The 18,055-nt window shown below is 36.3% G+C and carries 14 protein-coding genes; 6 read left to right on the top strand and 8 right to left on the bottom strand.

The features are described from left to right. Positions 1 to 30 precede the first annotated feature (30 nt). Entirely contained in the window at positions 31 to 912 is an 882-nt protein-coding gene (locus tag QUH73_RS19525) for a bifunctional 5,10-methylenetetrahydrofolate dehydrogenase/5,10-methenyltetrahydrofolate cyclohydrolase (protein WP_289532126.1), read from the top strand. A gap of 406 nt (positions 913 to 1,318) precedes the next feature. Next, positions 1,319 to 1,681, top strand: a complete 363-nt coding sequence (locus QUH73_RS19520; protein ID WP_289532125.1) for a hypothetical protein — start codon at positions 1,319 to 1,321, stop codon at positions 1,679 to 1,681. A gap of 24 nt (positions 1,682 to 1,705) precedes the next feature. On the opposite strand, the gene QUH73_RS19515 is transcribed toward QUH73_RS19520, so the two are convergent. The 3 genes from QUH73_RS19515 to QUH73_RS19505 all read right to left on the bottom strand — a co-directional run bounded on the left by QUH73_RS19515 (position 1,706) and on the right by QUH73_RS19505 (position 8,620). After that, the gene (locus QUH73_RS19515) at positions 1,706 to 6,292 is read right to left on the bottom strand and encodes a translocation/assembly module TamB domain-containing protein (protein WP_289532124.1); all 4,587 of its coding nucleotides are present in this window, start codon (positions 6,290 to 6,292) and stop codon (positions 1,706 to 1,708) included. A gap of 23 nt (positions 6,293 to 6,315) precedes the next feature. Further along, complete coding sequence (bamA, locus tag QUH73_RS19510; protein ID WP_289532123.1) at positions 6,316 to 8,136, bottom strand: outer membrane protein assembly factor BamA; 1,821 nt, start codon at positions 8,134 to 8,136, stop codon at positions 6,316 to 6,318. 118 nt (positions 8,137 to 8,254) lie between these two features. Next, entirely contained in the window at positions 8,255 to 8,620 is a 366-nt protein-coding gene (locus QUH73_RS19505) for a cupin domain-containing protein (protein WP_289532122.1), read from the bottom strand. 136 nt (positions 8,621 to 8,756) lie between these two features. On the opposite strand from QUH73_RS19505, the gene QUH73_RS19500 reads away from it, so the two are divergent. After that, the gene (locus QUH73_RS19500) at positions 8,757 to 9,350 is read left to right on the top strand and encodes a 2OG-Fe(II) oxygenase (RefSeq protein WP_289532121.1); all 594 of its coding nucleotides are present in this window, start codon (positions 8,757 to 8,759) and stop codon (positions 9,348 to 9,350) included. A gap of 73 nt (positions 9,351 to 9,423) precedes the next feature. Here QUH73_RS19500 and QUH73_RS19495 read toward each other — a convergent pair whose 3' ends face one another. Then, a complete protein-coding gene (locus QUH73_RS19495; protein ID WP_289532120.1) occupies positions 9,424 to 9,873 on the bottom strand; it encodes a KTSC domain-containing protein in 450 nt (149 codons plus the stop codon). Positions 9,874 to 10,141: 268 nt separating this feature from the next. After that, a complete protein-coding gene (locus QUH73_RS19490) occupies positions 10,142 to 11,041 on the bottom strand; it encodes a LysR substrate-binding domain-containing protein (protein ID WP_289532119.1) in 900 nt (299 codons plus the stop codon). An 84-nt stretch (positions 11,042 to 11,125) separates the two neighbouring features. Here QUH73_RS19490 and hutH point away from each other — a divergent pair, with 84 nt between their 5' ends. The 3 genes from hutH to hutG all read left to right on the top strand — a co-directional run bounded on the left by hutH (position 11,126) and on the right by hutG (position 15,859). Continuing rightward, a complete protein-coding gene (hutH, locus tag QUH73_RS19485) occupies positions 11,126 to 12,616 on the top strand; it encodes a histidine ammonia-lyase (protein WP_289532118.1) in 1,491 nt (496 codons plus the stop codon). 13 nt (positions 12,617 to 12,629) lie between these two features. Further along, positions 12,630 to 14,627, top strand: a complete 1,998-nt coding sequence (locus QUH73_RS19480) for a urocanate hydratase (protein WP_289532117.1) — start codon at positions 12,630 to 12,632, stop codon at positions 14,625 to 14,627. Between the two features lie 221 nt (positions 14,628 to 14,848). Beyond that, the gene (gene hutG / locus QUH73_RS19475) at positions 14,849 to 15,859 is read left to right on the top strand and encodes a formimidoylglutamase (protein WP_289532116.1); all 1,011 of its coding nucleotides are present in this window, start codon (positions 14,849 to 14,851) and stop codon (positions 15,857 to 15,859) included. Positions 15,860 to 15,898: 39 nt separating this feature from the next. On the opposite strand, the gene QUH73_RS19470 is transcribed toward hutG, so the two are convergent. The 3 genes from QUH73_RS19470 to QUH73_RS19460 form a co-directional block, all read right to left on the bottom strand. Continuing rightward, positions 15,899 to 16,165 carry a transporter suffix domain-containing protein gene (locus QUH73_RS19470; RefSeq protein WP_289532115.1) on the bottom strand — a complete coding sequence of 89 codons (267 nt, stop codon included), beginning with the start codon at positions 16,163 to 16,165 and terminating at the stop codon, positions 15,899 to 15,901. Positions 16,166 to 16,278: 113 nt separating this feature from the next. Beyond that, positions 16,279 to 16,842, bottom strand: a complete 564-nt coding sequence (locus QUH73_RS19465; RefSeq protein WP_289532114.1) for a hypothetical protein — start codon at positions 16,840 to 16,842, stop codon at positions 16,279 to 16,281. Between the two features lie 443 nt (positions 16,843 to 17,285). Then, complete coding sequence (locus tag QUH73_RS19460; protein WP_289532113.1) at positions 17,286 to 17,945, bottom strand: VOC family protein; 660 nt, start codon at positions 17,943 to 17,945, stop codon at positions 17,286 to 17,288. Between the last annotated feature and the right edge of the window lie 110 nt (positions 17,946 to 18,055).

Raw genomic sequence — 18,055 nt, 5'->3', positions numbered from 1 at the left:
GCATTTTTTATACAGCAAAACAATACGACCATGGAATTAATCGACGGGAAAAAAATCTCAGCAGAGGTGAAGCAGGAAATTGCTGCCGAAGTAGAAATAATCAAAAAGGCTGGAGGAAAAACTCCTCATTTGGCAGCTATGATTGTTGGACACGACGGAGCCAGTGAAACTTATGTGGCAGCAAAAGTGAAAGCTTGTCATATGGTTGGGTTTAAATCTTCAGAGTTTCGTTTCGAAGAGGATATTACAGAGGAAGAATTGCTTGCCGAAATTAGAAAGATTAATGATAACGACGATATTGACGGTTTAATTGTTCAGTTGCCCTTGCCTAAGCACATTTCCGAATCGAAAGTAATTGAAACCATTCGTCCGGAAAAGGATGTGGATGGATTTCATCCTATGAATGTTGGTAAAATGGTATCAAGTCTACCAACGTATCTTCCTGCAACCCCAGCTGGAATTGTTGAGTTGATGAAGAGATATAAAATTCAAACTTCCGGCAAAAATTGTGTGGTGATTGGCCGAAGCAACATTGTAGGCACACCAATGAGTGTTTTAATGTCGCGTAAAGCGGAGTACGGCGATTGTACGGTGACTCTCTGTCACAGTCGCACCAAAAACATTGCTGAAATTACCCGTCAGGCGGATATCGTGATTGTTGCTTTGGGAATGAAAGAGTTTTTAACAGGCGATATGGTAAAAGAAGGTGCTGTTGTAATCGACGTGGGAATTCACCGCGTAAAGTCAGATAAAACGAAGTCGGGTTGGAAACTGTTGGGCGATGTGAATTTTGACGAGGTGGCTCCTAAAGCTTCCTTCATAACTCCTGTTCCGGGTGGTGTTGGCCCAATGACAATTGTTTCCTTATTGCAGAATACTTTGCTTGCCGCTAAAAAGGCAATTTATAAATAGAACAAATATTTTTGATTAGATACATCACAGGCTTCCCAATTCGGGAAGCCTGTTTTTTTTAATGGGAATTGTTTTTCCTCTTTAAATGGTTTAGTTTATTGGAGTGTATTCGTGTTGTATGGTGATAGATTCCAGTAATAAGATAATGAATTCCAGTACTGTAGTTGCGTATTCCAATCCTATGATTATGGATTACAGTTATGTGGTGGCAGGTTCACTTTTTGTGGTGATGGATTATAGTTGTATGGTGATGAGTCGTATTTAATGAGTTGTATTATAGTGGTAGTTTGTATTGCTCTTGTGTTTATGATTGGTTTTTATGTAATGTTTGAAAGATTTACCAATCCTGTTTTGAATATGTGTTCAATTGTAGCTAGTTTTGTTGAACTAACAACACAATTGAATTATGGAAATGGATTTTAAAGAGTTGGTGGATCTGTATCACCAAAAGAAAATAGAGGGAATGGATTTTTCTCAAATCCGTAAAGAATTGGCAGAAAAAAATATCGAAGAAGATCTAATTAAGGATATTGTCCGCGCAATTGATGATCGGATGTTAAGAGGTGAAGTGAAGAAGAAAGGGAAGTTTACGGCTCGGGAATTACGCCTGATGGGATGGACTTTAATGATAATTGGTGGTATCATTACTCTCGGAACCTATTTTCATTGGTTCGACATGAAGGGATATTATTTTGTGTCTTACGGACCTGTAATTGCCGGGTACTTATTGATTATTGCCGCAAGAAGAGCACAGCGGAAAGTTTTCTAGTTGGTAAATTCTTATTGGTCTCTTTTATTTCCAGGTCCATTTGATAATGAAATCAAAACCGGAATTCGAACTCTGATTGGTCGCCTGTAAAAAAAGAGAGCGGTAAAATTGATATTCCATTGAAATTTTTTCCGGTTCAATAATTTTGTCCTTTTTATCGATGGCAAATGTTCGTTCGTAATTCAGGAACAAATTGTTTGTTATGTATTTACCAACAGATACACTGCCTTGCGTCCAACCACTTTTCCCCGAAATTTCAATTACATCCAGACCAAGTGATGATTGTAGGGCATCCTTAAGTACATTCGAGAATTGGCCGATTGCAAAATTCTTAGCGATGTCCATATTACTACTCTTCATTGACGTATTTTCTTTCGTATCAAGTTGGTTCGTACTTTTGTTGAATATCAGATAAGAAATGGCGTCTTTTTCTTCGATGGAGGTATCGTCAAGAAAAAATTTAACTTCTGGTTTATAAATTCGTCCTGTTACATTTACGCTAAGTTTTCGCAATTGATTATCCGGATCGCGGAATTCGTAGGCAACTTTGAAATTGACAACCGGATTTAGAGTTGCTCCACCTGTTAAGGTGACTTCACCTTCTTCAAATTCAAGTCTTCGGCCATAAATTTTATAAAATCCTCTTTTCACGTTCATAGTTCCGAAAATGTCTATCTGTTCATCTTCTTTGATTGCTTGTAGATTTCCGGCCAGTTCAAAATTCATATTTTCACCTTTTATCCACGTGTTTCTAGGAATTTCGATATCGAAATGACCCTTTAGTTTTTTATAAATTGATGGTGGATCTTTTTGAGCCGAATTCGTTTTTGCAGTGTACCTTATTTCTATTTTTTCTGCATTTTTCCGAGCGGTAACCAAAAGTGGTTGGTTGGAATCATCGTAAACACGATTGAATTCTTTTAGGAATATATCGGTATTTAGGCTTGAGTTTAAAATTGTGACTTTTCCTTGAAATGTAGGGTTTTCGGGCGAGCCACTCAGGCTAAGATTTGTATTGATAACAGCCTTTACCATTTCGGAGTCGAAAGCCTTGAAGTTTTCTCCTTTTAAATTCAGATCAATTTTTTTTAATTCACCATCAACCAGGGATTCTATTTCAGCAGAACCTTTCAGTTGTAATTTTCCTTTTCCGGAATTTATGAGAAGGCTGTCGAGATAAAAATAGTTGTTTGTCAGACGACTGCGCATTTCGATATCACTGTAATCCATTCCCAGTTTTTTATATTGAAAAGCACCCTTGCCAAAATTTAGATAACCATTAATATGAGGATTATTCATGGTGTTATCAACATTGAGTTGTACGCTTAGCAAACCTTTAGCTTCAATTCCTGTTGTTGAAATAAAACGATTGAATCTATTGATATCGAGTTGATCAATTTTTACAATGGCACGAACGGGATTGTCTTCCTTAGGAAGCATAAACTTTTCAGTAAATGAAAAGTGCAGAGGAAGTTCAAGTTCTGCGTTTATTAGTCGCGCCGAATAGCCATCAAGATAAGTCTCAAAACGAATATTTTCGTTTGAATAGTTGATGTCAGATTGGAATTTTCTAAATCGCAGGCTGTCAATTTCCGGATTATCAATAGTGAGAATAGATTTAATAATTGGTTTGTTTGCTGTTCCGGTAATGTCGAGAAAAGCATTCACTTTTCCTGATATCTGATAGGGCAAAAAATGTAGTTCTGAAATGTTGATCAGGTTAAGATTCTGAATTTCAATATGCAAATTCTCGATTCCTTTAAAAGCAAATATTCCATTTGCCTTTAATGCACTTTGTTGCGAGCTAAGTTCAAATTGGTGTACTTCAATAGAATCCTGCCTAAATTTAATGTAGTTGGAATCGTTGCCTCCCTTCCAAATCTGGTTGTTTAAATTTAGTACGATATCCTGAAAGGAAATGCTTGGGTTATTATTGATTTTAAGTTCGGATAGAATTTTACCATGTAAAGAATCGCTGGCAAAAAAAGCGAACGAATTAACCGCTTTTTGCTGATTGAACTTACTTTTAAAATGAAGTTCCTGAAGACTAAAATTCTGTATTTTAGAGTCGCTCACCAAAAGGTTCATGAATCCGGAATATGTTGAATCTGCAAAATGGATTTCAGCATCAGCTATTATTTTGTTGATGCTGATTGTATCGAGTTTCAATTCATCTACATTCAGCGAAGATGATATTTGCAGAGAATCGGCCGGACCATTAATTTCAGCATTTAGATGTCCAATAAGTTGTAATTTGTCGGTACCTAAGGCCGAGATGAGTTGTTGAATATCTGTAGTTTTGATATTTAATTCAAGCTGATTGTTCTTTTCCCAGTTTCCTTTGCCCGTTAAATCGGCGAAAGCAAAGGGCGTTTCTATATGAAATCCGTTTACCTGATATTCTCCCTTCTTATAGTTTATTTCTGCTTTAAATTTTTCAAGAGGCAAATCAAAAATGGATGATTTATCGGTTTGAATCTTCAGATCAGCATTCATAGATTCAGGTTGAATCCCTTTTCCTGTTGCAATTATTTCGAAGTTCAAATCTGAACGGAGTTTTTCGTCTTTTGTGATCTTGGAAAGATCAATGTTTTTCAAGCTGCTTTCTATTTTATATGCAGGAATCGAAAATAGGTTTTCGATAGAAAATTTGGTTTTAAGATTTCCTAAAACTGTAGAGGAAGTAATATTACCACTACTTTTTTCTTGGTTTTTCTCAAAAGTTAAGTTGGTATTCGCCATATAGTACTTTTCAAATGCAATATAGTCTGCACTTGCTTTCATTTCCAGATAAAGGTTCTTTAAAAAGATATCCGTACCGGTTTCCTTTTTCTCAAGCGAATCCGTATTTGCAAATAGTTCATTCCCCGAAAAGCGTGAATGAAGTTTAGCTTTGAAATTTTGCAAAATAAGAGAGTCTAGTCTGGCATTTATGATATGGATATCGCTTTTAAAATCGAGAGCATTAAAAGGTCCTGACAAATCACTTGTAATTACTCCGTTAAAATCGATCGGTTTCAAACCCAGTGCAACAAAAGGGGTGTTTATATTTTTTGATTTCAGCTCCAAATGAAGAAGATTGTTTTCGGTGATATTTCCTTTTCCCGAAAGGATTGCCATTAAATAGGGTGCTTCAAAATGGATATCATTAATTAGATATTCTTTTTTGTTGATAACAATGTTGGCATTTAAATTTGTGATTGGCTGATTGAAAAGTACTGATTTGGTTGATTTTAAATGAATATTTGTTTGCAGTTCACCAAGGATAAAGCCCTTGCCAACGGCCTGTAAGTCGATGTTAATGTCTGATTTTAAATTCTTATTCCTGCTTAGTTTGCTCAAATCCAAATTGCGAATTTTCAGTTCGGAATTGTAAGTTGCAAATTCAGAGATGTTTTCGATGTGAATTTTGGAATCTAACTTTCCGAAAAGAGTACTTGCTTTTAAATTTGCATCGAGTTCTTTTTTGTCTTTGTCAATAAGCAGAATAAAATCATCCAATTCGTAATTCTTATATTTTAAATCGGTGAATTTAGCCTTGGCATGAATTGAGTTTTCCTCGAAATTCAATCCATTTCCATTGATCTCAAATTCACCTTTTATATTTGATTTAAGATCATCATTATGAGTCCAGTATTCACCGTTTAAACTATCAATTTCCATTGTGAAATGAAAACTTGGCAAGCTGTTAATGTCTTTAATTTCCCCCAGTATTTTAAAAATCTGATTCTGTTGTTTGATAGAGAAGTCTATTTGTCTGGTATTTTCTTTTTTGAGTATTTCAAGATTTATGTTGGGTTTGCCATGAATTGAAGGGATCCATTCGTTTACATCTTCAAAATCGAAGGGATTTGCGTGAAACGAAACTTCGGAACCAAGCAGTTGATTGAAAGGAATCTTACCTGCAGAGCTGAGTGTAGATTTAGGAAGTTGAAGTTCAAAATTGGTCCAGCTAAATACCGAATCAATTAAACTTGCCTGAAAATGTAAATCTTTAATTTGCAGAGATGGTTTTTGTGTGCTTACTTCAAGTTTGTGCAGATCAATATTCATGAAATCAGCTGCAAATTTGAAACTGAGAGAAGCATCAAATTTTACATTCTGCGGAATTAATTGTGTACTGTCATTCGCTAAGATTTTGGCCTCAAAATTCTTCGTAGATACATCTGCCAATTCTATTTCCCATGAAAAGGGATTAGAAGAAACTTTAGTTTCTGAATTTTCTGCCTCAGGAATCAGTTTTTCAAGGTTCCATAAATTATCCTTGTCTTGTTGCAGGAAAACCGATGTTCCATTTAATTTCAGAGATGTGATTTCCAGTTTTTTCCCAACAATCTTCCAAATGTTGTATTTTATTTCCAGTTCATCGAGAGTAATCAGCTTACTGTTGTTTTGTTCCAAATCAATTTTCTTCACAAGAAGATGGGAGAGAGGGTTGCCTTCAATTTTTTCTATCGTAAGCTCTGCATTTAGTTGCTGACTGGCTATCCGGCACACAGTTTCCGAAATCCAATTATTGAAAAGTCCGGTTGAAAGGAGAAAAAGCAGAATTGTCAGGAGAATAATTACTCCTGCACTTGCAATACCTGCTGTTTTTAAAAATCGTTTCATTCCTTCAATAATTTAATTTCACATTAAAATGCATGCCCAATAGTAATAAAGAATTGGGTTCTGAATTTCCCCTCGAATAATGGGCTTGCAAAATCCAAACGAATAGGACCAACAGGTGTTTTCACACGCAAGCCTAAGCCTGCATCGTAGTTTAGCTGGTTTAGTTTGAATTCCCATGAGTTTAACCATGAATTTCCAAAATCCGTAAAGGCTGTGCCTGAAAAGATACCGTACAATGGAAATCTTATTTCAACACTGGCTTCCATCATGCTGTTTCCACCCAGTTTACTTCCTGCTTCGTTTCTGGGTGAGATCTGATTTCGACCCCAGCCACGTAAGGATAAAGCTCCTCCCATTAAAAAACGATCTTCAATAGGACTTTGAGAATCGCCTTGGGTAGGTTCGATAATTCCATTTTTTAATTTTCCGGCAAAAACAACATTCTTCCACAGTGAGTGGAAATAGTCAACTTCTGTCATAATTTTATAATAATGAAATTGAGAATTGAAACCAAGTCCCATATAGGTCACCGTTCCTTCATATTTCCATCCTTTTTCAGGAGAAAAAATGTCATTGGTCGTATTTCGGTTGTAGCCCAATGTTACGCCTGACTTATTGTGATTCAGTTTGTCGGCATCCTCAATCGATAAGGAGTCTTTACTTTTCGATATATCCACCTTATCCTTACCAAATGTGTAGGAAATATAAGCGGCAGATTTTTTCGTCAATTCCTTCTGAAAAGTAACCGAAGTTCCCAATCTGTCTACGTCATAACTTTCTTCTCGTTCTCGTGAGAAGAACGGATTTAAAATAAGATCAAGATTTTTGCTCCAAACATCGGGTTGTATAAATTTACTTTCGATACTAAGCGGAGTGAAGTAGGAATGCTGTCCTTTAATTGACAGAGTTCGTCCTCCACCTAAAAAATTTAATCGTTTGAATAGAATGGATGTTCTGATTTTATCTTCAGTTCCGTATCCGGCGCCAATTTTTAAGGACCAACGGGGCAGCTCCTTTATATGAATGGCAATTGGCACTGAATCATGGTCAACACTATCCATCATTGCCCGAATGGTTACGTACCGGAATAGATTCATGTCGAACAATTCTTCTTGAGTCTTTTCAATTTTCACCTGAGAAAAGACTTCACCTTTACTGATTTCAACATGTTTAAGGATATATGCTTTGTTGATTACTGAATTTCCTTCCAGGTTAATTTCACCAAAATAACTTTTATTTCCAGGACTTACGGTAAAATGAATATTTGCAACATGTAGTTTTTCATTTAAATGGATGCCTTTTTCCACCCTAACAAAAGGATATCCTGCGCGATTGAATTTTTCGCGGATTAAATTTTCGGAAGCTATGATTTTTTCATCTTGAAACAGGTTTCCGATTTTAAGGGGAAGAACTGTTTTTACAGATTCTAAAATTTGCATATTTGCTTCAGTCCCGGTTAAGGAATAGTTGATCTCACCAATGGAAATAGGAGTTCCTTTACGGATGTGGATTAGGATGTCAAGTTTTTTGTTTCTTTTGTCAGGCTGAAGATCGGATGTAATTGATACATCTAAAAAGCCATTCTTCTGATAATATTTTTTCAGTTGAAGTAGATCTTCATCAAATGTGAAACTGGAAAATCGGGTGCTTTTTTTCCAAAAAGTTAACTTCCCGGTAAAAGGTCTGGCTTTGGTATTCATCTGCTTTAGAAGAATTTCCTTTTGCAGCGTATCGAGTCCTGTAAACCTTATTTTGTTAACTATCGCATTATCCTGTGCTGATGCATTCAGGATAAGGCCTGTTATTAGTAAAGTTGCTAGAAAAAACTTTCGAATTTGCACCATATTCCTCAACCAGCTTATTATTTATGAATAAAGATATAGAATTTAGAAGCAATTTGATGTCGAAAGACATTGTTGCGAAAAATAAAATTGAGGAATGATTCTCAGTATGAATAGTCTTCTATTTCAGCTGATCTTTTATGTCCTTTGTGATTTCCGATTTTACATCACCAGTGTGGGCAGTTGTTTTGTTCTCAATTAACATGATTTTGCATTCTTCCTTTGCGGATACCCGATGCTGAGTGCCTTTCTTAACAATGTACATGTCTCCTGCATTCATTGTGAATGGTTCTGAATTTTCAACTTCCATTAAAAGGCCGCCTTCAATGATATAGAACAGTTCATCTTCATTTTTATGATCGTGCCACGGTAGTTCGTTGCCTTTTATTTTAGCAATTTTAACGTAAGAATCATTTACTTCTCCAATCACTTTGGGAGAGAAATATTCGTTTATTTTTCTGAAGTTTTCGAATAGGTTTGTTTTCATTCTTTTTTTTTGAAAGGTAAACACTTAAAATTGAATTTCCTTCTTTGATTGTTTGAATACATTGGAAATGTCTCAGTTTAATAGTCTACCTTGTATGGTAAGCAGATTCGTTCCGCATACATGTTAATCAATTCAGTTGAATACTACATTCGATGATTTGGTCAGCACTTATTTAAAAAATAATGTTGGCCTGGCAGATAATTTCCTAAGTGAAACTCTGGCCTCTAAGCTTAAGGGCAATTTATTAAGATTGTTGTCGCAAAAGCAGATGCTTCCTGCAGGGATTGGAAATGAGACAGACCTTGTTCACAATCAATTAATTCGCAGTGATAAAATACATTGGCTCGATCGCAAACATGAGGATGTACACGAAAATGGATTTTTTGATTTGATGGATCGTTTTGTTGCCTATTTAAATCAGACTTGCTATACCGGAATTACCGGATATGAATTTCATTATGCTCTTTACGAAAAGGGAACTTTCTATAAAAAACATCTCGATCAGTTTGTGAATAATAAGGGAAGAGCTTTCACTATGATCATGTATTTGAATCTGGATTGGAAGCCGGGTGATGGCGGCGAATTGTGTATTTACCATTCGGACCACAATCAGAGTATTTCTCCGCTTAACGGGAAATGTGTGTTTTTTAAGAGTAGTGAGCTGGAACATGAGGTGTTGCTCAGTAATCAGCCACGCTTAAGCATTACCGGATGGTTAAAAACCAGTTGATTGTTTTTGGGAAGATTGAAAAATAAAAAACCCAGGCTTTGTGAGCTTGGGTTGATCATTGATCATATATTCTTTAGGCTGCTATAGCGTCCTTTTTAGATTTTCGGTACAGGTAAGAGTTGAAAATGCTTCTTTTGGCAAAGCGATACTGCTTATCTGAATTGATGAATTTATTGAATACATTTTTTGGAACACCAAAGTATTCATAAGTAGTTCCATCGGTAAAAGAAATTTCAAGCAATAAGCCTTTGTGTTTGTAATCAGCAATGCCCGATTCATTAGTTGTTGAAGTATATTCTTCCAGGTTTGCTGCAATTGTCTCTGGAGCAATGCTTACCAAAAAATGATAAGCATCAATAATCTCACGACTCTTGATTTCTGCTTCAGCAAATTTTTCATCATCAGATTGAAATTTATCAGGATGCCACTCTTTAACCAAATTTCGATAGGTTGATTTCAATTTTTTAAGATCAGTATCCTGATCAACATTAAATAATTTTTTGTACGCATTAACTCGCTTCATACAGGCTCTTTCTAAAATTCTTAATTGATATATTTAAAGTGTTTTTTTTAAGGACACTTTTTCTTGCTTTTTCGTAAAACAGTCGCAAAAGTACATATTTTAATGTTCTGATTGCGAAGTAGCTTCGCTTTTTTTATTAATTTCTGGGTATGTGAAATTTTAAGAGAAGACAAATTTACTTAGTTATTCACGTAAGTAGAATTTTGAAAGGACAAATTTTGTATGCGATATTTTAAACAAAGAGTAAATGTTCTTAGTCTGGATGAATTTACCTGTTCACCATTTTGTCATCAATCATAGTACGAAAGTAATTTAATATTGGATTGGTATTTTTATTGTTCCAGACAGCCCGCAAGGTTGTTCTCTGAGGTATTTTATTCAATTCGATAAATTTAATTCCCATGTCGTAGCCTAATTTCAGAGAAGTTGGTACAATTGAAACACCAAATTTATTTTCTACCAGCCGGTATATCGAACTGGCATTAACCGTGTTGTGCGAAATTAATGGTGCAAAACCACTTTCATCGAAAATTTGCATTACTTTTTCGAAATACGATTCACTGTACGAAGCATCAAAAAAGATGAACGAATCATTTTTAAACTGAGACAGATTTGTGAAGTTTGATTCGTTAATTGGATGATCTTTAGGGAGAACCAGGGAGAAAGTATCTTCAAAAACGGATTGAATGCTTAATCCTCTCGGAACACGTTCCATTCTCACAAAACCAACATCAATTTCATGATTAAGCAGTGCTTGAATTTGTTTGTTGTTGTCCATTTCTTTTAGACTGAAAAGAACATTTGGATGGGTTTGCTTAAATTTTAATAATAGTTCCGGGATTACATCCTGCATGGCAGAACCAACATAGCCGAGATTTAAATTGCCATTCAAGCCGTCATGCAACAATTTAGCATGGTTTATAATTTCATCCAAGCGTTTAAAATTATTGGTCAACTCTTTTTGCAGGTAATGGCCAGCTATAGTAAGTTTTACTTTTCGGTTGTGGCGTTCGAACAAGCTAATTCCAAGGATTTCTTCCATTTGTTTAATCTGCCTGCTTAATCCTGGTTGTGAGATGAATAAGCTTTCTGCAGCTTTTCTAAAATGCAGATCTTCTGCTAAAGCAAGGAAATATTTGTAATGTCTGAACTCTATTTGATTACCCATAGTTATTAAATGATGACAATAATAGTCTTGTTAGGTATCAAAATTACGAATAACTTTGTAATAAAAAATTAATCTACTTGAACTATGTTTAAATACGGGATTGATCGACTAACTGTTGATAAGACGATACAAATTGCTCGGGGAGAGCTTAAAGCGGGATTAACTGCAGAAGCTATCAGTAAAGTGAATGCTTGCAGAGCCAAGGTTGAAACAATGGCTAAATCCAATAAAGCTTATTATGGAATCAATACAGGTTTCGGACCTTTGTGTGATACTCAGATTTCGCCGGAAGAAACCAGTAAACTTCAGGAGAACTTACTGATTACCCATGCTGTTGGTGTTGGAAATCCTATTGGTAAAGAGTTGTCTAAAATCATGATGATTTGTAAGGTACAAGCATTGGCACAAGGGTTTTCAGGTGTTCGGTTAGAATTGATTGAACGTATTTTATTTTTTATTGAAAATGATTTAGTTCCAGTTGTTCCTGAACAAGGATCTGTTGGTGCATCCGGAGATTTAGCTCCATTGTCTCATCTGTTCTTACCCCTTTTAGGAGAAGGTGAATTTTGGATGGGGAAAGATATTGTTCCTGCCAAAGAAGTATTGGCAAAACATGGTTTAGAGGCCATTCGATTGGAAGCAAAAGAAGGCTTGGGTTTGATTAATGGTACTCAGTTTATTTTAGCCCATACCATTCGTGGTTTATCTAAAATGGAATATCTTCTTGATTTGGCTGATGTTGCAGGTGCAATGAGTCTGGAAGGTTTTCAGGGAAGTGCAGCTCCTTATAGAAAGGAATTGCATGCTATTCGTCCGTTTAAAGGGAATATTAAGGTGGCTGAACGTATGCAGATGCTTTTGGAAAATTCTGAGAATTTAGCAGGTCATATTGATTGTGAACGTGTTCAGGATCCATATTCATTACGTTGTATTCCTCAGGTACATGGTGCATCAAGAAACGCCTGGTATCATTTGAATGAGTTGGCTGAAATCGAAATGAATTCGGTGACTGATAATCCAATTGTATTAAGCGAGACCGAAGCTATTTCGGGAGGTAACTTCCACGGACAGCCTTTGGCAATGGCTTTGGATTACTGTTCGATTGCGGCCTCAGAGCTTGGAAATATTTCGGATAGAAGATGTTACTTGCTGTTGGAAGGAAAATTTGGATTGCCTCGTTTGTTGACTGCCAACGGAGGACTAAACTCTGGATTTATGATTCCTCAATATACAACTGCAGCTTTGGTAACCGAAAACAAATCACTTTGTTTTCCTCCGTCAGCAGACAGTGTTCCAACTTCTTTAGGACAGGAAGATCACGTTTCGATGGGAAGTATTTCCGGACGAAAATTCAATCAGATTTTAGGTAATATCGAGAAAATATTAGCCATTGAATTGATGTATGCTGCTCAGGCATTGGAATTCAGAAGTCCAAATCACTTTTCAGATATCATGACAGAAAACTTCAAAATTATCAGAAGTAAAGTGGATAAACTGGAAGATGACCGCGTGTTGAAAGATGATATCTACGCAATGATTGATTTTGTAAAAAACAGAGCTTTTGTTGTGAAATAGTAAAAACGAAATAATGACATTTCAAGAACAAATATTGCAAGGGATTCCAACTGAATTGCCTGCAAAAAAAGCATATCCAAAGGATGCCAACAGGGCTCCCAAAAGGAAAGATATTTTATCTGCTGAGGAAAAGCAGTTGGCTATTCGTAATGCTCTGCGCTATTTCCCTAAAGAATGGCACAAAGAGTTGGCTGTTGAATTTGCTCAGGAATTACTTGATTTTGGTCGTATATACATGTATCGGTTCAAGCCTGATTACAAAATGTATGCAAGACCGATTCAGGAATATCCTGCTAAATCGATACAGGCTGCAGGCATTATGCTGATGATGCAAAACAATTTGAATCCGGCAGTAGCTCAACATCCTGAGGAGTTGATTACTTATGGGGGTAATGGTGCTGTTTTTCAAAATTGGGCGCAATACCTGTTAACCATGCAGTATTTGGCAAGCATGACCGACGAGCAGACTTTGAATCTGTATTCAGGTCACCCGATGGGATTGTTTCCTTCTTCGAAAGGAGCTCCAAGAGTGGTGGTTACCAATGGTATGGTTGTTCCTAACTATTCTAAACCTGATGATTGGGAAAAATTTAATGCGCTGGGTGTATCGCAGTACGGACAAATGACAGCAGGATCGTTTATGTACATTGGTCCGCAGGGAATTGTGCATGGTACAACCATTACTGTGATGAACGCTTTTCGTAAAATCCTGAAAAAGGGAGAGACTCCTGCAGGAAAGATTTTTTTAACTGCCGGTTTAGGGGGAATGAGCGGTGCACAGCCTAAAGCGGGAAACATTGCCGGTTGTATTACTGTTGCAGCTGAAGTGAATCCCAAAGCTGCAGCAAAGCGTCACGAGCAAGGCTGGGTTGATGTTTTGATTGATTCAATGGACGAATTGGTTGCCCGTGTACGAAAAGCACAGGAGACCAATGAGGTGGTTTCCATTGCCTTTATTGGTAATGTAGTTGATGTTTGGGAGCGTTTCGATGCGGAAAATATCTTCATTCATATTGGTTCCGATCAAACATCATTGCATATTCCTTGGACCGGCGGATATTATCCTGTTGATACTTCCTATGAGGAAGCCAACAGATTGATTCGTGAAGAGCCTGAGCTGTTTAAAGAAAAGGTACAGGCAACTTTACGCCGCCATGCTGCTTCTATTAACAATCACACGGCAAAGGGAACGTATTTCTTCGATTACGGGAATGCCTTTTTGCTGGAAGCTTCCCGTGCCGGTGCAGATATCATGGCAGAAAATGGGATTGATTTTAAATACAAATCATACGTTCAGGATATTTTAGGACCAATGTGTTTCGATTATGGATTTGGACCTTTCCGTTGGGTTTGTGCTTCGGGACGAGCTGAAGATTTGGATCAGACCGATGAAATCGCAATGAATGTTTTGCAGGAAATCATGGAAAGTTCTCCGGAAGAGATTCAATTGCAGATGCAGGATAACATTACCTGGATTAAAGATGCCAAGAAGAACAAAATGGTAGTTGGTTCGCAGGCCCGTATTTTATATGCCGATGCTGAAGGACGATTGAAGATTGCCGAGGCTTTCAATAATGCAATTGCAGCCGGAAAAATAGGACCGGTAGTTTTGGGGCGTGATCATCATGATGTGAGTGGGACAGATTCTCCTTACCGTGAGACTTCCAATATTTATGACGGCAGTAAGTTTACTGCTGATATGGCCATTCAGAATGTGATTGGTGACAGCTTTAGAGGAGCTACCTGGGTTTCGATTCACAACGGAGGAGGCGTAGGCTGGGGAGAAGTTATCAATGGTGGATTCGGGATGTTGCTCGATGGAACACGTGAAGCTGATGCCCGCTTAAAAAACATGTTGTTTTACGATGTAAACAACGGTATTGCAAGACGTAGCTGGGCAAGAAATGAGGAAGCCATGTTTGCAATTAAACGAGAGATGAAACGCAATCCAAACCTAAGGGTTACGATCCCTAATATTGTAGAAGATGAGTTGTTGAAAGGGCTTTTTTAAGATAAGAGCTTTTTATACAGATAAAGAATTGGTTCAGGTATTTCCTGAGCCAATTTTACATATAAGAGTTTGTAATTGTAGAGAAAGGAAAGGCAATCCTGTATTGTCATGTTGAGCGAAGTCGAAACATCTGTTTCTTAATACGGCAGATTCTTCGACAAGAATGACTGCAGAATTGAATTTTTAGGACAGTCTTATTTCATAGTAAACAATTAGAATTTGTGGATAAAATAGATATTAATGCTGAATACAGGCCTGCAGAAAAAGGCTATTGGGAAGGACGAAAATCAAATCCAGACATGGGGAAGCAGTATTGGCACCAGCAAATTGAGTTTGTGGACTGGAACGATCTGCAAACTCAAACGGATGATACGAAGATCGATATTGCCATTTTGGGTTATGTTTGTGATGAGGGAGTACGCCGAAACAGGGGTAGAATGGGAGCACACGAAGGACCTAAGGCCATTCGCGACCGATTGGCAAAACTTCCGATCCACTTTGAGTCCAAACGCGTGATTGATTCCGGCAATATTGTTTGCAGCGATGACGATATGGAAGCTTGTCAGGCACTATTTTCCCATGCAATCTCCGACTTAATTAAACAGAAAATATTTCCGATTGGCATTGGCGGCGGACACGATATGTCTTACGCACATTTTATGGGAATACGAGATGCCATTAAGGAGACTTCGAAACAAAAAGTGGGCATTATTAATTTTGATGCCCATTTTGATCTTCGCCCGGTAGAGGGGAGAGGAAATTCCGGAACTCCTTTCAATCAGATTATTTCGGAATTTCATGAAAAAGGTGAAGATGTAGATTATTATGCAGTTGGTATTCAACAACAATCCAATACCAAAGAATTGTTCGAGATTGCGAAAAGAGAGCACATCAACTATTCGATTAATTACGATTGTGAATCATCGGCACTGGAGATGGAAAGCCTTAAAAACAAACTGGCACCCATAATTGCCAATAACGATTATCTGTACATTACCATCGATATGGATGGCTTTTCGTCGGCCTATGCGCCTGGCGTAAGTGCGCCGTCGCCATTGGGTTTTACGCCCTATTTTGTGTTTAAACTGCTGAGTTTCCTGTTTGCAACCAAAAAGGTGATTGCTTTTGATATCGCAGAATTAAACCCATCGCTCGACAGGGATATGCATACGGCGAGCCTGGCAGCAAAAATTGTCGATTTTGTGGTGTTGAATTATGAATCTCCTACCTGAAATGGAGGGAATAGAGTTTTTACGACTGTCATCAAACTATCATTCTGATTCCTGATTCTTATCTGCTTTTTTAAACCATTTTTTAGGGTTTAGATAGGTTTTGTATTTGCCGAAAAGCTCTTTTCCCACCATTATTCCTCCAAGCCAAAACAGCACTTCGCCAATAACCAGAGATATGGTTGAAAGTGTAATTTTGGTTTTAGCTTCCATTTCGAGGAATGGAATTATAGCTATCAATAGAAAAAATGGAATACATAAAATAATCAAAAATATTCCGACTCTGATTACCCAGTTCTTTTTTTTCATATCGTTTATGCTTACTGGCGATTTATAATAGTGTTATGCTTTTCCCGGTGCATTGGTATCAATTGCCATGGTAATTTTGCTTTTGTTGTGCTTTCGTTTTTATCTAAAAAAATCTATTCTACGATTTCAAATGTTTCTGTCTTTTCAATTATAGTGTTATTTATTAGTTTTAATCTCAAATCTACAAATAATGGATTTTCATATTCAGATATTTCCGCAATATAGGGCGGTTCAAAAAACAAATTATGGATTTCATTAATCAAATAAAACGGTTTACTATTCTTAGTGTAAATTTGCAATGAAGCTTCCTTTAAAAACAAGCTTGGATTTTCTGTTGTTTCATCACCAATTTTGAAAGCGACATGTTTTTTTCGAGATACAAAACATGTTCCATCAGAATTATTTTTAATATAAATAATAAGACCATCTGTAATACCATCTTTTTTGGGCGACACATATGATGACATGTAAACACTAAAATCTGAATCTGAGTAAAGTTCTTTTAAGCTTTCTTTTTTTAATTCAGTATTCGCATCTTCTGGATTGATGTCTTCTTTTGTATTATTACTACATGATGTGAATAATATTAGTAAAACAATTACTAATCTTAAATTTAAAGTCATTCTTTTAAAGTTAAATTGTAGTTCTGGATTTGTTTTATTTTTAAAGCTTCTCATAAATCATCAGTAAAGATTAAGCTATGGATCTTCCGCTGAAAATGAAGCACAACGGCAGTCTGTCTAAAAAACTCATTAAACTTCTCAATTCAATTTTAAATACAGCGGTTGTAAGGATGCATAAAATGGAAAACTTATTTTTTTTATTACTTACCGCACGATAATAATTGTCTTCTTTCCCAGTATAAAGGAACGCGATAAAATCGCGCACTAGCGGGGAGATAGTTAAGGCATATCTGTAATTGTTATTCCAATCTATTTTATCATTGGACATTAGGCTATCAGTTAACCTAAATATTGAATTGACTGCATAATAAGAGCCGTATGAAACGAAGTTCGGCGAAGCCAATTGAGAGATTCACGTACGGTTCTGTGAGAAGTTAGGGGTGAATTGAAAATCGACGAAGTCAAATTCCCCTAGCTTACTCGACTACCTGCTGGCTTTATTCCTTAATTTCAATTGTATTGCTTTGATTTTTATTGGATAATTCTATTTTTGTCCAGTTACTTTTCGCTGGTGTTTCTGTTGGATACCAGTTTCGATTAGTTTTGACTATAATCAAAAGTCCATTGTCATCTCCGATTGCCGTAAATATTTCACTATTTTTGTTCTTTTCAAATAAGTTTAGTCCATAATTTTGTATTAGTTGATTTCCAAATTCTAATGGGTTGTCCATTACAATTCCGATTTCACTAATATTTAATATCTGCTTACTACTAAAAGTTTCTGTTTCGGAGTTATTAAGTTCTTTCCTGGCAATGAATTCCAATAGATTGTCATTGTTGTCATAAAAATATATGGCTTTCGCATTCCAGGTTTCAAATTTGGTTATCAAAACGGCATCTTCTTTTTTGATTAATTCAATTCGATTTTCACACCATTTAATCACTTCGCTTAATTTATTTTCAGGTATATTAAAAGCCAAATGATAAATGGGCTTTTCTTTTTTTAAGCTTTCTACAAATTTAAGTGTTGATAATCCGATTTTTATACTAATAGATTTAGAGTCGCATTCTGTAACAGGAAGATTCAACACATTTTTATAAAAATCTTTTGTGGCTTTTAATTCTTTAGTTAGAATTTCAATATTGTTTAAATTCATTTTCGATTGTTTTATTTTTTTAGCTTCCGACTAACGGTAAAATTATACTAATTATAATCAATGGTTTAACAATTGTGTTCATTTGTCATTTTCCTATGCCTTCCTACTTC

The sequence above is a fragment of the Labilibaculum sp. K2S genome (genome assembly GCF_030372765.1).
Classification (GTDB): Bacteria; Bacteroidota; Bacteroidia; order Bacteroidales; family Marinifilaceae; genus Labilibaculum.
Note: the sequence above shows the minus strand (reverse complement) of the source record. Positions and strands in the feature narration are given on the sequence as shown.

Bases quoted from the DNA above. Each gene is read 5' to 3' on its own strand.
- QUH73_RS19460 (WP_289532113.1), bottom strand. From the start codon at position 17,945: ATGAATTTAAACAATATTGAAATTCTAACTAAAGAATTAAAAGCCACA.
- QUH73_RS19490 (WP_289532119.1), bottom strand. From the start codon at position 11,041: ATGGGTAATCAAATAGAGTTCAGACATTACAAATATTTCCTTGCTTTA.
- QUH73_RS19515 (WP_289532124.1), bottom strand. From the start codon at position 6,292: ATGAAACGATTTTTAAAAACAGCAGGTATTGCAAGTGCAGGAGTAATT.
- QUH73_RS19470 (WP_289532115.1), bottom strand. From the start codon at position 16,165: ATGAAAAAAAAGAACTGGGTAATCAGAGTCGGAATATTTTTGATTATT.
- QUH73_RS19480 (WP_289532117.1), top strand. From the start codon at position 12,630: ATGACATTTCAAGAACAAATATTGCAAGGGATTCCAACTGAATTGCCT.
- QUH73_RS19495 (WP_289532120.1), bottom strand. From the start codon at position 9,873: ATGAAGCGAGTTAATGCGTACAAAAAATTATTTAATGTTGATCAGGAT.
- QUH73_RS19525 (WP_289532126.1), top strand. From the start codon at position 31: ATGGAATTAATCGACGGGAAAAAAATCTCAGCAGAGGTGAAGCAGGAA.
- hutH (WP_289532118.1), top strand. From the start codon at position 11,126: ATGTTTAAATACGGGATTGATCGACTAACTGTTGATAAGACGATACAA.
- QUH73_RS19465 (WP_289532114.1), bottom strand. From the start codon at position 16,842: ATGAGAAGCTTTAAAAATAAAACAAATCCAGAACTACAATTTAACTTT.
- QUH73_RS19520 (WP_289532125.1), top strand. From the start codon at position 1,319: ATGGAAATGGATTTTAAAGAGTTGGTGGATCTGTATCACCAAAAGAAA.
- QUH73_RS19505 (WP_289532122.1), bottom strand. From the start codon at position 8,620: ATGAAAACAAACCTATTCGAAAACTTCAGAAAAATAAACGAATATTTC.
- bamA (WP_289532123.1), bottom strand. From the start codon at position 8,136: ATGGTGCAAATTCGAAAGTTTTTTCTAGCAACTTTACTAATAACAGGC.